Below are 12,647 nucleotides of genomic sequence, written 5' to 3' on the forward strand. Positions count from 1 at the left end.
CCCTATCCGTGCAGCTTCGGGTCGGGGCCGGCGCCCCGTTCGTCGATCTGGAGGCCGCGCTCGAACCGTTTCAGATCGAAATTGCGGATCTTGTCGTGGGGCCTGTCATTGGCGATCAGGTCGGCGAAATACCAGCCCGAGGCCGGGGTCGCCTTGAAGCCGCCGTAGTTCCAGCCGGCATTCAGGTAGAGATTGTCGAGCGGCGTCTTGCAGATGAAATGCGTGCCGTCCATCGACATGTCGACCAGGCCCGACCAGTGGCGTAGCAGCTTGACCCGGCCGAGGCAGGGCAGGATCGACATCGCGGCCTCGGCCGTGTCCTGGACGATGGGCAGGTTGCCGCGCTGGGCATAGGACTTGTACCAGTCAAGGTCGCCGCCGAAGACCATGCCGCCCTTGTCCGATTGCGAAATGTAGAAATGCGATCCACCGATGCCGAAGACCACGACCTGATCGAGCAGGGGCTTGAGAGGCTCGGAGACGAAGGCCTGCAGCTTGTGCGACTCAATCGGCAATCTGCCGAGTCCGGCCATGGTCCAGAGCCGCGAGGTGCTGCCGGCCACGGCAAAGGCTACCTTGCCGGCCCGGATCGTACCACGTGAGGTTTCCACCGCACTAACGGCGTCGCCCTCGCGGGTGATGCCCTGAACTTCGCATTGCTGGAGAATGTCGACACCGCGTGTGTCGGCGCCCCTGGCATAGCCCCAGGCGACCGCGTCGTGCCGTGCGGTGCCGGCGCGTTTCTGGACGGCCGCGCCCATGATCGGGAAGCGTGCCGTCGGGGAATAGTTCAGATGCGGGACCGCGCGTTTCAGCCTGGCCAGGTCCCAGATTTCCGCATCCGGCGTGCCTGTCCTGCGCATGATGTTGTAATTGCGCGCGGCGGCATCGATCGCGCCCGGGCTGTGCAGCAGGGAGATGTGGGAGCGCTGGCTGAACATGACATTGTAGTTCAGCTCATGGCTGAGATTTTCCCAGAGCTTCAGGGAATGCTCATAGAACTCGCGATTGCCCGGGCGAAAATAGTTCGAGCGGACGATCGTCGTGTTGCGACCGGCATTGCCGCCGCCCAGCCAGCCTTTTTCCAGGACGGCGATGTTTTTTACGCCGTGGTTGGCTGCAAGATAATAGGCAGTGGCGAGCCCGTGCAGCCCGCCGCCGACGATGACGACGTCATAGTGGGGCTTCGGCTCGGGATCGCGCCATTGCCGGCTCCATCCCTTCTGACCGGAGAGCCCGTTTCTGAAGACATTCCAGGCTGAAAATCGCGTCATTGTTTTTCCAACGTCCTCAGGTCGGGCAAGGGGATTGAGAAGTTGTTCCGGATGATAAGGTCTGCGGGCGCCTGGGTGGTCAGTCCCTCACCGCCATTTTCTGTCATCAAAACGGTATTGGAAAGCGCGTGGTGGCGGATGCCCGGTTTGGTGAACCACGACCGGGTTCGACCATACTGCCGACCATGAGGCTTGGTCGCTGGTGAGCCGAACATGTCGTCCGTCGAACAAGTTTCTCCTGAGCTCTCGGCAACACTTGGGGGAATGCCGTCGGCGCCTTGCCGCGCTGACAGGCTTGCCGGCGTCATATCCATGAAAAAGCCCGGCCCGGTTTTGAACCGGTGCCGGGCTTCCTGCAAACGGGTGTTTCAGGACCTTGTCCCGTCAGCCACCGAAGTCGTCGAGCATGATGTCCTCGCGGTCGACGCCGAGATCAAGCAGCATGTTGATCACGGACTGGTTCATGATGGGCGGGCCGCACATGTAGAACTCGCAGTCTTCCGGAGCCGGGTGGTCCTTGAGGTATTCCTCGTAGAGCACGTTGTGGATGAAGCCGGTATAGCCGGTCCAGTCGTCCTCCGGCAGCGCGTCGGACAGGGCCACGTGCCACTCGAAATTCTCGTTTTCCGCGGCGAGCTGGTCGAAATCCTCGACGAAGAACATCTCGCGCTTTGAACGGGCACCATACCAGAAGCTGATCTTGCGCTTGGAATGAAGCCTTTTCAGCTGGTCGAAGATGTGGCTGCGCATCGGCGCCATGCCGGCGCCGCCGCCGATGAACACCATTTCCTTGTCGGTGTCGCGTGCGAAGAATTCGCCGAAGGGACCGGAAATCGTGACCTTGTCTCCGGGCTTCAGGTTGAAGATGTAGCTCGACATCTTGCCCGGAGGAATGCCCTCCGTGCCCGGAGGCGGCGAGGCGACGCGGACGTTGAGCATGATGATGCCCTTTTCCTCCGGGTAGTTCGCCATGGAATAGGCGCGCTCGACCGGTTCGCTGACCGTGGATGCATACTGCCACAGATTGAAGCGGTCCCAGTCGCCGCGATACTCGTCCTCGACATCGAAGTCGGTGTATTTGAGCTTGTGCGCGGGGGCCTCGATCTGGATATAGCCGCCGGCGCGGAAATTGACGTTCTCGCCCTCGGGCAGTTCCAGCACCAGCGCCTTGATGAAGGTGGCGACGTTCTCGTTGGAACGGACGGTGCACTCCCATTTCTTGACGCCGAAGACCTCCTCGGGAACCTCGATCTCCATGTCCTGCTTCACGGCAACCTGGCAGGACAGGCGGTCGCCGCAGGCGGCCTCGCGCTTGGTGATATGGCTTTCCTCGGTCGGCAGGATCGAGCCGCCGCCGGAGAAGATCTTCACCCGGCACTGGGCGCAGGTGCCGCCGCCGCCACAGGCCGAGGGCACGAACAGCTTCTGTTCGGCCAGCGTCTGCAGCAGCTTGCCGCCCGCCGGGACCGAAATGGTCTTCTCGCCGTTGATGCTGATATTGACGTTGCCGACCGAGACGAGCTTCGAGCGGGCCGCGAGAATGATCGTGACGAGGCCGAGCACGATCAGGGTAAAGAGAAGTATGCCTAGTCCAAATGTGGTCACTGGGCGCTCCCGTTACAGTTTGACGCCGCTGAAGGACATGAAGGCCAGGGCCATCAGACCTGCGGTGATAAAGGTGATGCCCAGGCCCTGCAGGCCTTCCGGGATGTCCGAATATTTCAGCTTCTCGCGCACGCCGGCCATGGCGGTGATTGCCAGCGCCCAGCCGAAGCCGGAGGAAACGCCATAGGTGACGGCTTCCGGGAAATTGTAGTCCCGTTCCACCATGAACAGGGAGCCGCCCAGGATGGCGCAGTTCACGGTGATCAGCGGCAGGAACACGCCCAGCGCGTTGTAGAGCGGCGGGAAATACTTATCGAGCACCATTTCCAGGATCTGAACCAGTGCCGCGATCACGCCGATATAGGAGATCAGGCCGAGGAAGGTCAGGTCGACATCGCTGAAACCCGCCCAGGAAAGCGCGCCCGGCGCCAGCAGGTAGGTCAGGATCAGGTTGTTGGCCGGCACGGTGATGGCCTGCACGATCATCACGGAAATGCCGAGGCCGATGGCGGTCGAGATCTTTTTCGAAACGGCGATGAACGTGCACATGCCCAGAAAGAAGGACAGCGCCAGGTTCTCGACGAAGACCGCTTTGACGGCGAGGGAAATCAGCTGTTCCATCAATGCGCCTCCACCGTCTGGATCTTGTACTCACGCTCTTCGACCTGTTCCGGTTTCCAGGTCCGGAACGCCCAGATCAAGAGGCCGATGATGAAGAAGGCCGAGGGCGGCAGCAAAAGCAGACCGTTGGGGAGATACCAGCCGCCATTGTTGACGGTCGGCAGAACGGTGATGCCGAACAGGCTGCCGGAGCCCAGCAACTCGCGGATCACGCCGACCAGCATCAGGATCAGGCCGTAGCCGAGGCCGTTGCCGATGCCGTCGATGAAGGAGGGGATCGGCGGGTTCTTCATGGCGAAGGCCTCCGCCCGGCCCATCACGATGCAGTTGGTGATGATCAGGCCGACAAAGACCGACAGGGTCTTCGAGATCTCGTAGGCATAGGCCTTGAGGATCTGGTCCACCAGGATCACCAGCGAGGCGATGATCACCATTTGCACGATGATCCGGATGGCGCCAGGGATCTGGTTGCGCAGGATCGAGATGAACATGGACGAGAAGGCGGTGACCAGCGTCACCGCGACGGCCATGACGAAGGCAACCTTCAGTGACGAGGTGACGGCAAGGGCCGAACAGATACCCAGGACCTGCAGAGTGATCGGGTTGTTATCGACCAACGGATCGATAAGCATTTCTCTTTTGGTCTGCGCCATCAGATTTCTCCCGCTTTGAGGTTGTCCAGGAACGGGCCAAAGCCGTTTTCCCCCATCCAGAACCTGACCAGATTGTCGACACCGCGCGATGTCAGGGTGGCTCCGGCCAGCGCGTCGACGTGATACTCCTCGCCCTGAGGAGGGGCGGATTTTGCTACGGTGATCAGGAGGTCGCCGCTGTCATCCGTCAGTTTCTTGCCGCGCCAGAGCGCCTTCCAGCGGGGATTGTCGACTTCCGCGCCGAGACCCGGCGTTTCCGCGTGGCTGTAGAATTGAAGCCCGTAAATGTCGTTGCCATTCGCTTCCAGGGCGATGAAACCGTAAAGCGTCGACCACAGACCGTAGCCGTGGATCGGCAGGATCACCTTGTCGAGGCTGCCGTCGTCCTTGCGCAGCAGGTAGACGGTGACGAATTCGGACTTGCGGCCGATCGAGGCCGGGTCGTCCTCCAGTGCGACCGAGGTCGCCGGATCGTCCGCCGCGGCGCGTTCATCGAAGGTTGCCGGGTCGAACCGGTCCGTGAATTTGCCGGTGGCCAGTTCGAGGACATGAGGTTCGAACTGCGAGAACGCCTGGGTGACGTTTTCCTGCGGGTCATAGCGGCCGGCAACCTGCAGGATGTTGATCTGCTTGTCGCGGAGCTTGTTGATCTCCTGGACGGGACGCAACGCGACGGCCGCCGCCGACACGATCATCGAGGCGACCAGACAAAGCGACACGGCGACGAAGATGGTCTTGGGCACGGAATCCGGCGGCAGATCCAGGAAGCGCCGGATGAAGCCCTTGTTGCTGTTGTTTCCGCTGTCTTCAGGCATTTCGCTTCGCCCTGCGCTTGATGTTTGCCTGCACCACGAAATAGTCGATCAAGGGTGCAAAAACGTTACCGAAGAGAATGGCCAGCATCATGCCTTCCGGGAAAGCCGGGTTGATGACGCGGATCATCACCACCATGAAGCCGATCAGGGCGCCATAGATGTAGCGGCCGAGATTGGTGTGCGAGGCCGAGACCGGTTCTGTGACCATGAAGGCGAGGCCAAAGGCATAACCGCCAATCACCAGGTGCCAGTACCACGGCATGGCAAACATCGGGTTGGTGTCCGAGCCGATCAGGTTGAGCAGCGTCGAAAACGCGATCATCCCGGCCAGACAGCCGACCACCAGGCGCCAGTTGGCGATCTTGGTGACAAGCAGGAAGGCCAGGCCGATCAGGCAGGCGAGGGCCGAGGTTTCGCCAATGCTGCCCTGAAGGATACCGACAAAGGCGTCCATCCAGGTGACGCCGTGGGCCGCGAGCTGCTGGTAGCCGTCGGACGCGCCGATGGACAGCGCGGTCGCGCCGGAGAACCCGTCCACCGGTGTCCAGATCGTGTCGCCGGACATCTGTGCCGGATAGGCGAAATAGAGGAAGGCACGGCCGGTGAGGGCGGGGTTGAGGAAGTTCTTGCCCGTGCCGCCGAAGACTTCCTTGCCGATGACGACGCCGAAGGAGATGCCGAGGGCGACCTGCCAGAGCGGAGCCGAGGGCGGCAGGATCAGGGCGTAGAGCATGGAGGTGACGAGGAAGCCCTCGTTGACCTCATGGCCGCGCACGGTTGCGAAGATCACTTCCCAGATGCCGCCGACCACCAGCGTGGTGATGTAGATCGGCAGGAAATAGAGTAGCCCGTGCATGAAGTTGGCGAAGGGATTGGCCGGATCGAAGCCGATGCCGAAGGCCTCGATGATCCAGGCGCGCCATCCGGAAGCGCCGTGAACCGCGATGGCCGAATTCACCTGGAAACCGACATTGTAGAGCCCGACCAGGATGCAGGGGATCGTGGCGATGACCACGTAGGTCATGATCCGCTTCATGTCGACATAGGAACGGGCATGCGGCGCGGCGGTTGTGACCGCTTTCGGTGTGTAGATGAAGCTTTCCACCATCTCGTAGACGGGGAAGAGCTTTTCGTATTTGCCGCCTTTTACGAAATAAGGCTCGGTACGGTCGAAGAAGTTGCGAAGGCCCAAGATCAGCCCTCCTTCTCAATTTTGGTGAGGCAGTCGCGCAGCGCCATGCCGTATTCATATTTGGCCGGGCAGGCGAAACCAACCAGGCCCAGGTCTTCTTCGTCCAGTTCCAGCGCGCCGAGCGCCTGGGCCTGGTCCGTGTCCATCACCAGCATTGCGCGAAGCAGCTGTGTCGGCAGGAAATCCTGCGGCATCAGCTCCTCGAACGTGCCGAGCGGCACCATGGCCCGCCGGCCGCCGTTCAGGTTCGAGGTCAGGGCATAGAGTTTTTTGGAAAACGCGGAACCGAGCACGGGCTGGACCGCGAATTTGGAGGCCATCGGGCGGATCCAGCCCAGGGGGATCTGCTTGCGGTCTTCCTCGATGAGGGTGAGCTGGCGGGCGTAGCGACCGAGATAGGCGCTCGATCCCTCGCCGAGCCGGCCGCTGAGGATCGACCCCGATATGAGACGCACCGGTGCGTCGCCCTCGATCTCACCCCGGGAAAGCTCTTCCATGGAAGCGCCTGCGACCGTGCGGATCAGGCGCGGCCTGGCGCAACGGGGACCGGAGAGGGCGATCACCCTTGCCGGGTCGTATTGGCCGCTCTGAAGCAGGCGGCCGATGGCGATGACGTCCTGGTAGCCGATGGTCCAGACGGTCTTCGTGGCGCCGGGTGCTTCGAGAAAATGGATATGAGTGCCGGCGAGGCCTGCCGGATGCGGGCCGGAGAAGTCCGCGGTCTCGATCCCGGCAACATCGCGGCCCGGAATGGCCGCGCCGGTTTCGTGGCACAGATAGGTCTTGCCGCCGCTGAGCGAGGCGACCGCTTCAAGGCCCCGTGTGAAATCCTCGGCGCTGTCAGCAAGGATCACGGCCGGATCGGGCGACAGCGGTTCGGTGTCCATGGCGTTGACGAAGATGGCTGCGGCACGGGTTTCCGGGTCGGGCACCTTGGAATAGGGGCGGGTGCGGAAAGACGTCCACAGGCCGGACGCGCACAGGCGCTCCACGAGACCCGATGCAGTGGTGGTATCGCCGATGCCGGAGAAATCCAGGGGTGCGGCGGCGTCCTTGTCGACTTCGATCTCGACGCTGATCAGGACACGGCGTGCACCACGGTTGATCGCCTTGACGCGGCCGGAAGCCGGCGCGGTGATCATCACATCCGGTGTGTCCTTGTGGAAAAACAAAGGGGCGCCGAGGCCGACGACATCGCCTTCCTGGACCACCAGTCTCGGTTTCAGGCCGACATAGTCCGCGGCCAGCACCGCTACGGTTTCTGTGTCCCGGGTCTCTTTGATCTCCTGCACAGGTGCCCCCAGCACCGGTAGATCAAGACCTTTTTTGAGCTTAAAGCTTTGCACGCATCTGGCCTCCAGATTTCGACAAAACGCCGTATCCTACGTTTTTGCGCCGCGAAAAAGAACTAATTTGCCAATTTGTGACATTTTTTTGTTGAATCAGACATCGGAACCAATGAAAAGCGCGACTGAATGGCGGCGCAAGTCGCAGGTGATCGATCGGAGGCTGGTATCGTGCCAACTAACATTAAATTCTCCCGGCGGAGTTTCATCCTGATGTCGCTCACTGTGGCTGCCTGCAAAGGCGGCGCGGACGTGATCGAACTCTCAGGGTCGACGATGGGAACGAGTTATTCGGTCACGGCTCTAGACCATGATCGGATCGTGGACAAGGCCGCCCTGCGTCAGGCGATCGAAAACAGCCTGCTGAAAGTCAACGCGCAGATGTCCAACTGGGACGCTTCTTCCGAAGTGTCGCGGTTCAACGCTCATGCCTCGACCCAGCCGATGACCGTCTCGAAGGACCTTGCCAGGGTCGTCAGCGCGGCCAAGGACGTTCACCTGGCAAGCGATGGCCAGTTCGATATCACCCTCGGCCCGGTGATCGAGGCCTGGGGCTTCGGCGCCAAAGGCGGCCGCAGGCATGACGCACCCGCAGCGGACAAGCTGGCCGCGGCGGTGACGGCCGCAGGACAGAGCCATGGTCTGGAAGTGAGCGGGACACAGCTGCGCAAGAGCCGTCCCGATACCGAGATCTACCTGCCGTCCATCGGCAAGGGCTATGGCATCGACCAGATGGCACATGCGGTCAAAGGCTTTGGCTTGAATGACTTCATGGTCGAGATTGGCGGCGACCTCTATGTGTCCGGCCACAATGCCGACGGTCTCGACTGGCAGATCGGCATCGAATCCCCCGATGCCCGCAACCGTCAGGCCTATCAGGTCGCCAGCGCCTCCAACCTGGGCATGGCAACGTCGGGCGACTACCGGAACTATTTCGAGCAGGACGGCGTGCGGTATTCGCACATTATCGACGCGAAGACCGGCCGGCCGATCACCCACCGGACCGCTTCGGTGACCGTGCTGGCGGAAAATGCCATGCTCGCCGATGCCTGGGCCACAGCCTTGCTCGTACATGGGACGGAGCGCGGTCTCGAGATCGCAAATCAGCGTGACCTCGCCGTTCTGTTCATTGACCGGCATGCCGATGCGGGCGAAAAAGGCTTCGTGACGACCTCCAGCAACACGTTTGCTGCCCTTCAGGCCTAACCCGAACGGACCGAAACCGTGCTGACCTTTGTTCTGGCTTTCGCGCTTTTGTTGACCGTCATCGTCGGGATGGCGGTCGGCGTGATCTTTTCCGGCCGGACCATCAAGGGCAGCTGCGGTGGGCTGAACGCGATCGCCGACGCGGATCATTGCCTGGTCTGCAACAAGGAAATCGATCCCAATAGTCCGCTGCGGGAACGCCTTGCCTGTCCGCGGGCCCGCAAGATGCTTTCCGAGATGGAAGCTCAGGAGAACCGTGCCGGCTAACCTGGCGCGGTCACCGGAATGAAGGCGACGAGCGCCAGGCAGGCGCCCGCGATCACGCCGAACAGCCACAATTGCCAGCGCGGCCCTTCCTTCACCCAGACACGGCGATACTGGTAGCCCGCCAGGCAGGCGAGCACGAAGAATATCGTCGCGGTCAGGGGCGTCAGAAATAGTTCTGCCAATTTGGAGAGTTCCTTAGGCTGACCAGTTTCGGTTAAGCTGTGTCTTACTGCCCGAGGCGGTCATTCAGTAAGGAGCCACTTTCATGCCAAGCTCTTATCAGGCGCCCAGCCGAAAAGACAAGATGCACGCTACCACGCATAGCCAGACTCCCGACACGAATCTCAAGCATGAAACCGCGACCGTGCGGAAGATCCTCGATCAAAAGGGATCGGATGTTTATTCACTCCGCCCGCAGAACACGCTGCATGAAGCGGTCGTGATGCTTCGCGACAAGCGGATCGGCGCCGTGGTGGTGAAGGATTCCGAAGGCAAGCTGCAAGGCATCCTGTCCGAACGCGACATCGTGCGCCGGCTTGCCGAAACTCCCGGCCAGACGCTGCCGCAAAAGGTCGAGGACATCATGACCACCGCCGTCGAGGTCTGCCATCCCGAAGACGCCCTGATCACGGTCTTGCGCAAGATGACGGACGGCCGCTTCCGCCACCTGCCGGTTGTCGAGGATGACGGCCTGGTCGGCATCATCACCATCGGCGACGTGGTGAACTATCGGCTGACGGAGCTGGAATACGAGGCACTTCAGCTGAAACAGCTGATCGTGGGATAGAACCCGGAACGACACGAGGCATCAGGCGCAACTGTATGCCTGATGCCTCGTGTCCTGTGATCTGTCCCAATCCGGGTGGCGTCAGCCGATTTCGCGGGTTCCACCGGAAACACGGACCGGCGCCCCCTTCGTTTCCGTCAGCTCCACCTTGATCAGCGAAGGGCTGCCCATGTCCTCGCCCTGACGAATGGTGAAACTGCCGCCATGCGGCCAGCCGGTATCACGAAGATAGCCTGCAAAGGCGGCCGCCGCGGCACCGGTCGCCGGGTCTTCGAGCACGCCGCCGGAGGCGAAGGCATTTCGCGCGACAAAGGCCTGATCCGCGTCGATAAAGACCAGCATTATCGTGACGAGCCCATGGCGGCGCATGACGGCGCGGCCCTGGTCGAGATCGTAGGTCATGGCGGCGAGGCGGGCGCGGTCCTTCAGGGGCAGCACGATGTGATCCGCGCCGCCATGAATGCGTGCCGGTGCAAGGCGCGGGTCGAGATCCTCTTCCTCCAGACCGAACAATGACAAGGCCTCCTTGCGTTCCTCCTCCGAGAGGGCCTGGCTCCGCGTCGGCGGGGACTGCAGCGTTGCGAGCATGCCGTCCGGGGTCTCCCGGGTCTCGACCGAGATCGACGCATTGTTCAGGGTCAGGGCGAAAGTGCCGGGGCCGCCATGCTGTCCCAATGCCGCGCCAAGGGCGATGGTCGCATGCCCGCAGAAGGGGACCTCGGATTCGGGCGAGAAGTAGCGGACACGCCAGGTCTTGCCGGTGTCGTCCTGCGGAACCGCAAAGGCCGTCTCCGAATAGCCGACTTCGGCCGCGATGCGGGCCATGTCCCTTTCGTCGGCGCTTTCCTCAAGCAAGACGACCCCGGCGGGATTGCCTCCTGCCGATCCCTGGCTGAAGGCTGCAATTCGTTGAATGTTCATCGGAAACTCCTGTGCTTGTTTGACAGGATTTTAGGGCGGGCCTAGGCTTCTGTCCCTGCGGTGGTGATGGTGTTTCGCACAAATCGCCTTCAGATCAAAACTGTTGAGAGGTGGTTGCCTTCATGTCGAAAACGCTGGATCAGACGGACTGCCGGATCATCGAGATCCTCGAAGCCGATGGGCGCATGAGCCTTGCGGATATCGGCAAGGAGGTCGACTTGTCCGGTCCTGCTGTCGGTGAGCGCCTCCGCAATCTGCGCGACCAGGGGTATGTCGCCGGTTTCGGTGCGAAGATCAATTTGCGTGCGCTCGGCTATACGATCCAGGCGCTGGTCCGGATCAAGCCGCGCAGCGGGCAGCTTCATGTGGTCGAACGGATGATCGAGGAACAGCCCCGCTTCATGTCCTGCGATCGTGTCACCGGGGACGACTGCTATGTCACGCGCCTGGCCCTTGCCGACGTGGCCGAGCTGGACGACATCTTGCTGCCTTTCCACGAGCGCGCCGAAACGCACACATCGATCGTGAAATCCTCTATCTTTGAAAACCGGTTGCCGCCGCTGCGCCCGGTCAGATAACGGCCGGAAGCCGCAGAGTATCGAGCCGGCTCGAGCGTTGGCCGGGAAATCCTCATGCCCATTCCCCCGGCATGCCGCGCCGAACGGCAGGATGGCATTGTCAAAAACAGTGTCTGTGACAATGCCGCGGCGGATCGTTGTCGCTCCGCCTACGCCAAGCAAGAAGTTGCCGCCGGGTCGTTCCTTCGGGATATGGGCGTGGTCATCGCCGTCCGGCAGGGGCCGGGTGATCGGGGCCGAACCCGAAGTCAGCTTGAAACATCGTGGCGAGCGTTGAAGGTCCGCAATGCCGGTCGAGACCATCGGACTGCGGAGCTTTCCTGCTGGCGGCCCGTCGTCCAAAACACCGCAAATACGCATTTCATGGGACAAATGATCTCTTGGAACCTTTCTGCCGTTAATGCCGGAAGCTCTTTGTTTTCATCTAAGCATCAGAAAATAAGAGATAAATTTTGAATCCCTTAGGGCGATGGATGGAATGCCGTTGACAACGTTTATTGAGTAATTCAAGAATTGGCCCAACAAAATAATATTACTAATAATATTAATCGATGAGGCAGGCATGGGCTCGCAATCGGATTTAGAGACGTCTTCCGCCGGCGTGCCGTCAATCGGCGGGTCTGCCGTTGACGTGATGGTCGAACAGATCCGCGGTCTCATTACAAAGGGCGGAATGAAGGTTGGCGACAGTCTGCCGACCGAACGGGAGCTGTGTGAACGGTTCGGCGCAGGCCGCAATACGGTGCGCGAGGCGATGCGGATCCTGAAAGCCTACGGACTGGTCGAAGTCAGGCCCAAGGTCGGAGCGACCATCACCGACAACCGGATGTCGCGCGCGTTCGAGCTGTTTTCCTTCAACACGATGGAAGTGTCCCGGAAGACGTTCAGTGACGTGCAGGCATTTCGCGATCTGCTTGAAGTCGGGTCCGCGGAACAGATCCTCGACAGGCTTCAGGAGAGCGACATCGTGGACCTGCGCCGCATCAATGCCGGATTGAGGCAGATCGACGATATCGCCGAAGCCTCGGAGGTCGATTTTTCGTTTCACGTCCGCCTGATCAGCATTCTCGACAACGCGGCCATTCTCGATGTCTACAACGTGATGAAGCCCGTGATCCTGCGGATCATGCAACTTGGCAAGACCCGCAGGACCTTCGAGACCGAAACCTGTCTCGAGCACGAGAAGGTCATCGCGGCGCTCGCGGCCAGGGACCGCCTCGGCTTCCAGTTTCAGCTGCGCAACCACCTCATGATCGGTTTCCGGAATTTCAGCGACGAGTTGGAGGGCTCCCGCTGAAACCGAGGGCGCAAGGCGCCCTGAAAAATGGAGGCAGGAAGGCGCCGTCCTGCCAACGAAACGAACGAAGGCGCGTCTCAAGGGA

The 12,647-nt window shown here is 61.2% G+C and carries 16 protein-coding genes; 6 read left to right on the top strand and 10 right to left on the bottom strand.

What is annotated here, in order from left to right; all coding sequences use genetic code 11:
- Positions 1-2: 2 nt before the first annotated feature.
- The 8 genes from O6760_RS16340 to O6760_RS16375 all read right to left on the bottom strand — a co-directional run bounded on the left by O6760_RS16340 (position 3) and on the right by O6760_RS16375 (position 7,452).
- Positions 3-1,274, bottom strand: a complete 1,272-nt coding sequence (locus tag O6760_RS16340) for a sarcosine oxidase subunit beta family protein (RefSeq protein WP_269580777.1) — start codon at positions 1,272-1,274, stop codon at positions 3-5.
- Positions 1,271-1,588, bottom strand: coding sequence for a hypothetical protein (locus O6760_RS16345; protein ID WP_269580778.1), 318 nt, complete (start codon positions 1,586-1,588; stop codon positions 1,271-1,273). Before O6760_RS16345 ends, O6760_RS16340 begins: the two co-directional genes overlap by 4 nt.
- A gap of 70 nt (positions 1,589-1,658) precedes the next feature.
- Positions 1,659-2,879, bottom strand: a complete 1,221-nt coding sequence (gene nqrF / locus O6760_RS16350; protein ID WP_269580779.1) for an NADH:ubiquinone reductase (Na(+)-transporting) subunit F — start codon at positions 2,877-2,879, stop codon at positions 1,659-1,661.
- A gap of 12 nt (positions 2,880-2,891) precedes the next feature.
- Positions 2,892-3,500 carry an NADH:ubiquinone reductase (Na(+)-transporting) subunit E gene (gene nqrE / locus O6760_RS16355; RefSeq protein ID WP_269580780.1) on the bottom strand — a complete coding sequence of 203 codons (609 nt, stop codon included), beginning with the start codon at positions 3,498-3,500 and terminating at the stop codon, positions 2,892-2,894.
- A complete protein-coding gene (locus O6760_RS16360) occupies positions 3,500-4,153 on the bottom strand; it encodes an NADH:ubiquinone reductase (Na(+)-transporting) subunit D (RefSeq protein ID WP_269580781.1) in 654 nt (217 codons plus the stop codon). The genes nqrE and O6760_RS16360 overlap by 1 nt, the downstream gene beginning before the upstream one ends.
- Positions 4,153-4,968 carry a Na(+)-translocating NADH-quinone reductase subunit C gene (locus tag O6760_RS16365; protein WP_269580782.1) on the bottom strand — a complete coding sequence of 272 codons (816 nt, stop codon included), beginning with the start codon at positions 4,966-4,968 and terminating at the stop codon, positions 4,153-4,155. The genes O6760_RS16360 and O6760_RS16365 overlap by 1 nt, the downstream gene beginning before the upstream one ends.
- Positions 4,961-6,160, bottom strand: a complete 1,200-nt coding sequence (locus O6760_RS16370) for an NADH:ubiquinone reductase (Na(+)-transporting) subunit B (protein WP_269580783.1) — start codon at positions 6,158-6,160, stop codon at positions 4,961-4,963. The genes O6760_RS16365 and O6760_RS16370 overlap by 8 nt, the downstream gene beginning before the upstream one ends.
- Before the next feature lie 2 nt (positions 6,161-6,162).
- Complete coding sequence (locus O6760_RS16375; RefSeq protein ID WP_269580784.1) at positions 6,163-7,452, bottom strand: Na(+)-translocating NADH-quinone reductase subunit A; 1,290 nt, start codon at positions 7,450-7,452, stop codon at positions 6,163-6,165.
- A gap of 267 nt (positions 7,453-7,719) precedes the next feature.
- On the opposite strand from O6760_RS16375, the gene O6760_RS16380 reads away from it, so the two are divergent.
- Complete coding sequence (locus O6760_RS16380) at positions 7,720-8,712, top strand: FAD:protein FMN transferase (protein ID WP_269580785.1); 993 nt, start codon at positions 7,720-7,722, stop codon at positions 8,710-8,712.
- Positions 8,713-8,730: 18 nt separating this feature from the next.
- Positions 8,731-8,979, top strand: coding sequence for a (Na+)-NQR maturation NqrM (gene nqrM, locus O6760_RS16385; RefSeq protein ID WP_269580786.1), 249 nt, complete (start codon positions 8,731-8,733; stop codon positions 8,977-8,979).
- On the opposite strand, the gene O6760_RS16390 is transcribed toward nqrM, so the two are convergent.
- Positions 8,976-9,161, bottom strand: coding sequence for a hypothetical protein (locus O6760_RS16390; protein WP_269580787.1), 186 nt, complete (start codon positions 9,159-9,161; stop codon positions 8,976-8,978). The genes nqrM and O6760_RS16390 overlap by 4 nt on opposite strands.
- 83 nt (positions 9,162-9,244) lie before the next feature.
- Between O6760_RS16390 and O6760_RS16395 the strand changes: the two genes are divergently transcribed.
- Positions 9,245-9,766: a CBS domain-containing protein gene (locus tag O6760_RS16395; RefSeq protein ID WP_269580788.1), complete on the top strand. Its 522-nt coding sequence runs from the start codon at positions 9,245-9,247 to the stop codon at positions 9,764-9,766.
- 81 nt (positions 9,767-9,847) lie between these two features.
- On the opposite strand, the gene O6760_RS16400 is transcribed toward O6760_RS16395, so the two are convergent.
- Positions 9,848-10,687: a PhzF family phenazine biosynthesis protein gene (locus O6760_RS16400; RefSeq protein ID WP_269580789.1), complete on the bottom strand. Its 840-nt coding sequence runs from the start codon at positions 10,685-10,687 to the stop codon at positions 9,848-9,850.
- A 122-nt stretch (positions 10,688-10,809) separates the two neighbouring features.
- Here O6760_RS16400 and O6760_RS16405 point away from each other — a divergent pair, with 122 nt between their 5' ends.
- The 3 genes from O6760_RS16405 to O6760_RS16415 all read left to right on the top strand — a co-directional run bounded on the left by O6760_RS16405 (position 10,810) and on the right by O6760_RS16415 (position 12,562).
- Positions 10,810-11,265, top strand: coding sequence for an Lrp/AsnC family transcriptional regulator (locus O6760_RS16405; protein ID WP_269580790.1), 456 nt, complete (start codon positions 10,810-10,812; stop codon positions 11,263-11,265).
- Positions 11,266-11,319: 54 nt separating this feature from the next.
- Positions 11,320-11,721, top strand: a complete 402-nt coding sequence (locus O6760_RS16410) for a hypothetical protein (RefSeq protein WP_269580791.1) — start codon at positions 11,320-11,322, stop codon at positions 11,719-11,721.
- A 106-nt stretch (positions 11,722-11,827) separates the two neighbouring features.
- Positions 11,828-12,562, top strand: coding sequence for a FadR/GntR family transcriptional regulator (locus O6760_RS16415; RefSeq protein WP_269580792.1), 735 nt, complete (start codon positions 11,828-11,830; stop codon positions 12,560-12,562).
- Positions 12,563-12,647: the final 85 nt, after the last annotated feature.

Source organism: Roseibium sp. Sym1 (assembly GCF_027359675.1).
GTDB lineage: Bacteria > Pseudomonadota > Alphaproteobacteria > Rhizobiales > Stappiaceae > Roseibium.

Bases quoted from the DNA above. Each gene is read 5' to 3' on its own strand.
- O6760_RS16340 (WP_269580777.1), bottom strand. From the start codon at position 1,274: ATGACGCGATTTTCAGCCTGGAATGTCTTCAGAAACGGGCTCTCCGGT.
- O6760_RS16365 (WP_269580782.1), bottom strand. From the start codon at position 4,968: ATGCCTGAAGACAGCGGAAACAACAGCAACAAGGGCTTCATCCGGCGC.
- O6760_RS16415 (WP_269580792.1), top strand. From the start codon at position 11,828: ATGGGCTCGCAATCGGATTTAGAGACGTCTTCCGCCGGCGTGCCGTCA.
- O6760_RS16400 (WP_269580789.1), bottom strand. From the start codon at position 10,687: ATGAACATTCAACGAATTGCAGCCTTCAGCCAGGGATCGGCAGGAGGC.
- O6760_RS16360 (WP_269580781.1), bottom strand. From the start codon at position 4,153: ATGGCGCAGACCAAAAGAGAAATGCTTATCGATCCGTTGGTCGATAAC.
- O6760_RS16395 (WP_269580788.1), top strand. From the start codon at position 9,245: ATGCCAAGCTCTTATCAGGCGCCCAGCCGAAAAGACAAGATGCACGCT.
- nqrE (WP_269580780.1), bottom strand. From the start codon at position 3,500: ATGGAACAGCTGATTTCCCTCGCCGTCAAAGCGGTCTTCGTCGAGAAC.
- O6760_RS16410 (WP_269580791.1), top strand. From the start codon at position 11,320: ATGCCCATTCCCCCGGCATGCCGCGCCGAACGGCAGGATGGCATTGTC.
- O6760_RS16345 (WP_269580778.1), bottom strand. From the start codon at position 1,588: ATGGATATGACGCCGGCAAGCCTGTCAGCGCGGCAAGGCGCCGACGGC.
- O6760_RS16380 (WP_269580785.1), top strand. From the start codon at position 7,720: ATGTCGCTCACTGTGGCTGCCTGCAAAGGCGGCGCGGACGTGATCGAA.
- O6760_RS16405 (WP_269580790.1), top strand. From the start codon at position 10,810: ATGTCGAAAACGCTGGATCAGACGGACTGCCGGATCATCGAGATCCTC.